The organism is Oscillibacter sp. KLE 1728 (genome assembly GCF_934833455.1).
Classification (GTDB): domain Bacteria; phylum Bacillota; class Clostridia; order Oscillospirales; family Oscillospiraceae; genus Oscillibacter; species Oscillibacter welbionis.
In genome coordinates, this window is sequence record NZ_CAKVVF010000018.1 from 23,500 (window position 1) to 29,852 (window position 6,353).

General features: G+C 63.0%; 7 protein-coding genes. 1 reads left to right on the top strand and 6 read right to left on the bottom strand.

Features of this window, described 5'->3' with window-relative positions; translation table 11 throughout:
- Positions 1-47: 47 nt before the first annotated feature.
- From QVE23_RS03450 to QVE23_RS03460, 3 genes are all read right to left on the bottom strand, one after another.
- Positions 48-1,730, bottom strand: a complete 1,683-nt coding sequence (locus tag QVE23_RS03450; RefSeq protein ID WP_136891010.1) for a peptide ABC transporter substrate-binding protein — start codon at positions 1,728-1,730, stop codon at positions 48-50.
- A 259-nt stretch (positions 1,731-1,989) separates the two neighbouring features.
- Entirely contained in the window at positions 1,990-3,144 is a 1,155-nt protein-coding gene (locus QVE23_RS03455; protein WP_273481748.1) for a DEAD/DEAH box helicase, read from the bottom strand.
- Between the two features lie 19 nt (positions 3,145-3,163).
- Positions 3,164-3,886: an SdpI family protein gene (locus QVE23_RS03460; protein ID WP_021748112.1), complete on the bottom strand. Its 723-nt coding sequence runs from the start codon at positions 3,884-3,886 to the stop codon at positions 3,164-3,166.
- Positions 3,887-4,264: 378 nt separating this feature from the next.
- On the opposite strand from QVE23_RS03460, the gene QVE23_RS03465 reads away from it, so the two are divergent.
- Positions 4,265-4,471 (top strand): helix-turn-helix domain-containing protein, encoded by a 207-nt coding sequence (locus tag QVE23_RS03465; RefSeq protein WP_021748114.1) that lies wholly within the window; start codon positions 4,265-4,267, stop codon positions 4,469-4,471.
- 44 nt (positions 4,472-4,515) lie between these two features.
- Here the strand turns inward: QVE23_RS03465 and QVE23_RS03470 are convergent, their stop codons facing one another.
- From QVE23_RS03470 to QVE23_RS03480, 3 genes are all read right to left on the bottom strand, one after another.
- Positions 4,516-5,184 (bottom strand): hypothetical protein, encoded by a 669-nt coding sequence (locus tag QVE23_RS03470; protein ID WP_025544070.1) that lies wholly within the window; start codon positions 5,182-5,184, stop codon positions 4,516-4,518.
- A complete protein-coding gene (locus QVE23_RS03475) occupies positions 5,181-5,660 on the bottom strand; it encodes an RNA polymerase sigma factor (protein ID WP_021748116.1) in 480 nt (159 codons plus the stop codon). The genes QVE23_RS03470 and QVE23_RS03475 overlap by 4 nt, the downstream gene beginning before the upstream one ends.
- Positions 5,661-5,853: 193 nt before the next feature.
- Positions 5,854-6,353, bottom strand: a 500-nt coding sequence (locus QVE23_RS03480; protein ID WP_287967578.1) for a glycogen/starch/alpha-glucan phosphorylase, incomplete at its 5' end; no start/stop codon positions are given.

Here is a 6,353-nt window from a genome sequence, read left to right on the forward strand (position 1 = left end):
GGGGCACAAAAAAGACGGCGCCCTCAGGGCGCCGTCTCCGGCTCATCTCAGGCGGTCCTGCCAGCGGCTGCGAAGCTGAACCACCCCCGGGCGTCCCGCTGGACACCGGAGAAGCCGTCCCGCAGTGTCCAGCCCGTCACGCTGGTGTAGAGGGGCGCCGCGGCCCCCTCCTCTAGCAGCAGGGCCTCCGCATCGTGGAGGCAACCCATCCGGGCCTCCCCCTCCTCCGCGCCGGCGATGACCGACAGCAGGGTATCATAGGCGCTGTTGGCGTATTTACCCAGGTTCTCCGGCTTATCGGAGCCCCACTGCATCAAAAAGCACTCCGCATCGTTGCCCAAAGCCCGGATCTCCGTTCCTGCCAGGGTGAAGGTCCCCTCCTGCAGGGCGGTGTCCAGCTCTTCCCGGCTGACGCCGCGGGCCGTCACCTGGAGGCCCAGGGCGCTCTGCCAGGCGTCTACCAGCGCCTGGGCCACGGCGGCGCCGTTCCCCTCGTCCACGTAGAGATATTCCAGCTCCCCCAGGTCCCGGGCGTCGGCGTATCCGGCCTCCGCCAGCAGGCCGCGGGCCTCCTCCGCCAGCTCGTCCCGGTGCGCGGGGTCGTTGTCCAGCAGCACGCCGCCATCTGTACGGAAATCCTGCTCCCCGCTCCCCGGCACGCCGGGAGGGATCAGGCCCTCAGCGGCATACGCCGTGGCGCCCGCCGCCTCAGCAGCGGCAGAACGGTCCGCCGTCAGAGTCAGCGCCCGACGGACCCGGGCATCCATCAGCGTATCCTGCGCGCAGTTGAACACCACCGCCTGAACGCTCAGCTCCCGCGCCAGGGTCCGGCTCTCCGCCTCGATCAAGGCCGTCAGCTGCTCCGCCGGGAGGATGCCCAGGAAATCCACCTCCCCGGCGTCGTAGAGGTCCTGTCCCGCCTCTGCGGTCTCCGCAAATCGGAACGTCAGGGTCTGCGGCCCGGAGAAACTGTTGCGGTAGGTCTCGCTGGCCTCCAGGGTCAGCGCCTCACCAGCCTCATACCCGCTCACCTGATACGGCCCGTTGGTCACAAGGCCCGTAAGGTCGTTCCACCAAGGGGCCGCCTCCGCCGGCTCCGCCGCTGCTTCGGCGGTCTCCCCGTCAGCGGCAGCGGTCTCCTCCTGCAGCAAGTCCTGCCGCAGAGGCATGGTGGCGGGCGCAGTGCAGACCTCCGTCAAAAACCAGTCGAACTTTCCGTTCAGCACCACCACCAGGGTGCTGTCATCCTCCGCCGTCACCTGCAGCAGCGACACGTCGCCGGTCTCCCGCACGGCGTCGTAGCCTGCTACCACGGACAGCAGCGACGCGCTGGGGGAATCGTTGGCCGGATCGGCCAGCCGCTGCCAGGCAAAGACAAAGTCCCCGGCCCGGACCGCCCGGCCGTCGGACCACTCGGCCTTCCGCAGCTTGAAGGTCCAGGTCACGGTGCCGTCGGCATTCTCCTCCGTACTGACGCTCTTGGCTGCGCCGTTCGTCACCGTGGTCCCGCCGGAGCCGTCTCCTGTTTTCCGCATCAGATTTTCATACAGGTGGACCAGGACGGTCTGGTCCGCCGTCTCTGTGGCGTAGATGGGATCCAGCTCCTCCGGCGCGCCGCCCACGCAGACGGAGAGGGCCGGCCCCTCCCCGCTTCCGCCGCAGCCGGTCAGGCTGAGAGCCAGCAGCGCCGCCGCCAAGAACAGCGCCCACCGGCGCTTCCAATTCTTCATATCGTCGTTCCTCCCGCTCTGGAGTCTAAAACGGGCACCCCTGCCGGGCACCCCTGCATATCAAAGGACCTGGTCTATTATAAAGATTATCAGGCAGCTTGTAAAGTTACGAGCCCTCAAAAAGTAACAAATAATTACAAAATTAAAAATTTATTCACAAATCACAGCAAGAACTCGAAAATGCCCTGTCTCCCAGCCGGAACCAGTGGCGTGAAAAGCGCCGGGCGCGGATTTCCGCGTCCGGCGTTCAAAGCCGTTTTCACGCTGTGGTCAGGCGGCCGTCCTCGTCGAACTTCACCGGAACGATCTCGTTCCGGGTCTTCTGGGCGATGTCGTCGATCCGCATCTTGGCAGGATAGTCGGAGATGAAAGTCACTGCCACGCCCTGCCGCCTGGCCCGGCCGGTCCGGCCGATCCGGTGGACGTAGTCCTGGTTTTCGTCCGGCACGTCGCAGTTGAACACGATGTCCACATCATCCACGTCGATGCCACGGGCCGCCACGTCGGTGGAGACGAACACCCGCAGCTCGCCCCGGCGGAACTTCTCCATCACCTGCTCCCGCTTCCGCTGGGGAATATCGCCGTGGATGCACTCCGCGTCGATGCCCCGCATCTGCAGGAACTTGGTGATCCGCTCTGTGGAGCCCTTGGTGTTGCAGAAGGCCATGCACCGGTCGAAACCCGTCTCCTTCAGAATCTTTTCAATGGCGTCTGCCTTACCGTCGTGGGGCACGTCCATGCGGAACTGCTTGATGTCCGGCTTGTTCTGCTCATCCTCCCGGACGGTAATCTCCGCCGCGTCCCGCTGGTACACCCAGGCGATGTCCATGACCTCCCGGGAGATAGTGGCGGAGAAGAGTCCCAGGTTCTTCCGCTTGTTCATCTTGTCCAGCAGGCGGGTCACGTCATGGATGAAGCCCATGTCCAGCATCCGGTCCGCCTCGTCCAGCACCACGGTCTGCGCCGTGTCCACCCGGACGGTGCGGCGCTTCATGTGGTCGGAAAGCCGTCCCGGCGTGGCCACCACGATCTGGGGGTGCTTCTTCAGCGTGTCGATCTGCCGGCCGATGGGGGCGCCGCCATAGAGGCACACCGTCCGCACGCCGGGCTTGAAGGCTGCCAGGTCCCGAATCTCGTCGGTGATCTGGATGGCCAGCTCCCGGGTGGGGGCCAGGATTACCGCCTGGACGCTCTCGTCCTCCGGGTCCACATGCTCCACGATGGGGATGCCGTAGGCAAAGGTCTTGCCGGTGCCGGTGGGGGCCTTGGCGATCACATCCTGCCAGTCCATCATAGGCGGGATGCAGCCTGCCTGGACCGGGGTGGACACCTCAATGTTGCGTTTTTCAATGGCGCGTATGATCTCCGGCGACAGGTGCAGGCTGTCGAACCGGACGCCTTCCGTAAATTCCATGGCTCTCTTCCTCTTTCGTTTATCCGTTGGCCTGGCCGGCGCGGCTGCGCCCGTAGATCATGGGCACTACCAGGACTACCAGTGCCAGCAGGGCTGAGAAGAACGTGGTCTCGCTGGTCACCATAGCGCCGGCGGCCACCACCAGGCCCGCCAGCATCCAAAGCCAGCCGGCAAACCGGTGGACCTCTTTCCACAACGGCGGATTGTTTACCGTAAAGGAGAACCGCAGGGCCAGCTTGGCATCCTCCGTGCAGTCGAACATGTGGGAGCCCAGCAGCATCAGCACCAGACCCAGAATGCAGGGCGTGTAGAAGTTCAGACTTAGCCCCTGGCCGGAAGTCTCCAAAATGGCGCCGCTGCAGAACAGCAGGGAAATGGTTGGAAAGCCCCAGCGCCCCATGAGCCGGTTAAACGCCGGTGGGATCTTCATCCGCTTTTGATACTGCAGCAGCATGAACTGCGCGACAGCCTCCAGCAGGCACATCAAACCGGGCAGGAGGAGCGCCACCGCCCACCGGGGCAGGGAGTCATCCTGGCCGCCGGGGCCGATCAGGCCGGTCTCCACAATCTCCGGGATCCGGTCCCACATCCGCACGCCCAGGATCATTGGCAGGGCGCAGGCCGTCAGCGTCACGATCAGCAGCGCCCGCTGCTTTTCCGGCGACAGGTGCTTTCCAAATATCTCAGCCCCCCGGATTTCCAGGTCGCGGGGCAGGGCCTCTCTCTTTTTTCGGTTGCTCATAGTCAGCCGGGTCCTCCTTCTGGGGTCCGCAGGCAGATTGCTCTGCCGTCAAAATTTTTCTTTTCTCCGGGCTTCCTATGGACTGCGCCGGGGGAACCGGGTATTATTATATATGGAAAATACGCTTTTGTAAAGCACTGTCAAGGAAAACGCCCGTCCAGGCGGAGCCGCTCCGCCCGGCCGCTCCTTGCTCTCCCGGAGAAAAGCAGTCCCGGAATATGTTCGCATTTCCCCGTATTCCTCCGTTTTTTGAGTAAATTTGTCTTATAATTGTAGTAAAATTTTGTATTGTGCCCCGTAAGATTCACAAATTTTATGGTACATTGTAAGAACCAGAAAGCTCCAGAGCGGATACGGAGGTGCCACGTGAACGGCGGAATGGATTATGTACGCATTTTGCGGGACCTGCGGGAAGATGCTGACAAGACCCAAACCCAGATCGCGGAGGTGCTCGGAACATCCCAGACGATGTACGCCCGCTATGAGCGCGGGGCCAACGAGCTTCCGATCCATCATCTGATCACGTTGAGCAAATACTACGGGGTCAGTACGGACTACCTGCTGGGTCTCAGCAAGGAACGCTGAAACGCGGACAGGGAGAGCTCCCTGTCCGCGTTTTTCAGGTTTCTTCAATCTGCCGGGGCAATCTCCTGTGCTTTTGCCTCGACCACGCTGCTCTCGTCGGCATCGGGCAGGTCCGCGGTAAAGTGATCTGCTGCCTGCCCGGTCATGGTGCCGGAAAACTCTGTAAGCCCGTTGTCGCCGCTGACAGTCTCATAGCTGGTGCCGTCCCCGTTGTCCTGGGACACAGTCCACCGGTCCAGGTCGCCAGTGACGTCAATGGTGACGGTCCGGGTCTCCCGGCTGCCGTCCTCATGCACCACATCCATATCGTAGGCGTAGTGATAGGCACCCGCGGTCTCCATGGCCTCGGTGATGTCAATCTCCTCACCCTGAGCGTGGAGGATCAGCCGGCCGTTCTCCTTGGTGACCGGCTCCCCGGCCGCCACGGTGACATACACCTCGTTGCCCTGGTTATCCTGGGCTAGGTACTGATTTCCGGATGTCCAGACGATGGTGAACTGCCGGAAGAACTCCCCGTCCGTGGCCACGTTCACTGCCCCGGCGGTGACGGCCAGCGCCATCACCATGGCAGCGGCAATGGCCGCGCCCCGCAGGACCCGGGGCATCCGCTTTCTGTGCTTCATCTCCTGCATTTTCTGAAAAACCTCCTGTTTGGCTTGGTCGGAGGCACGGAGATGGGAAAAGGTCTCCTGGTACAGTCTCTTGTCGATCATGACTCTGCCTCCTGTAAGATCAGTTTCAGCTTCCCCCTGGCCCGCATGAGCCAGGTCTGCACGGTGGACGGATTGGCCCCCATGGCCGCCGCGATCTCCTGTACGGAGCAGTCTTCGTAGTAGTAGAGATACACCGCGGCCCGGTATTTGGGCGGCAGGCCCATCACGTGCTGGTAGAGCTCACTCTGCTGCGGCGTGTCGAACACCGGCTCCCCGGCCTCCTCCAGAGGCCCGGTCCGCCTGCGCCACGGAGAGCGGAGCAGCTTCTTGCTCTCGTTCACCGCCACCCGGACGACCCAGTACCGCTCATGCTCCGGCGACCGGAAGGGCTTTCGCTCCAGATAGAGCTTCAGCAGCGTCTCCTGCATCACGTCCTCCGCGTCGGCGCGGTTTTTCAAATAGCTGTATGCCAGCCGGAACACGGTGTCGCCATAGCGCTCCACCGCCCCCTCGAATGCCGCGTCTGTCAATCTCATCACACCTTGCTGTTGGGATGGGCGGCAGCGCCGCCCGGAAAGGCCTTTCTATCGGGAATATCCCTCACTGGGGTGAAATATCTCACCCAGTCCGAAAGTTTTTCAAAAATCATGCGCCCCGCGCAGGAGCGGGATCTCGAAAACCGGAAACGGCTGAGCCGTTTCCGGTTTTCTGCGTTTTTCTCAGATCGGATCACTTGTGGGGCACGTGCCAGATGTTGTCGGCATACTCCGCCACAGCCCGGTCGGCGGCGAACACGCCACTGCGGGCGATGTTGTGCAGGCTCATGCGATTCCAGGCCGTCTGGTCCCGATAGGTCTCCGCCATGCGCTTTTCCGCCTGGCAGTATGCCTGGAAGTCCGCCAGCAAAAAGTACTCGTCCGCGGGGCTGCCCCCGGCGCCGAACAGCAGCCGCTGGTACAGGTCGTCGTACCGGACACCGTCCCGGAAGCCGGTCCGCAGCGCGTCCAGGCACCGGTGAAGCACCGGGTCCCGGTTGTACAGCCGCTGGGGCACATAGCCTTCCCGCTTCAGCTGCTCCACCTCGTCTGCCCGCAGACCGAAGAGGAACATGTTCTCGTCCCCCAGCAGGTCGTGCATCTCCACGTTGGCACCGTCCAGGGTGCCAACGGTCAGGGCGCCGTTCATCATGAACTTCATGTTGCCGGTGCCGCTGGCCTCCTTGCCGGCGG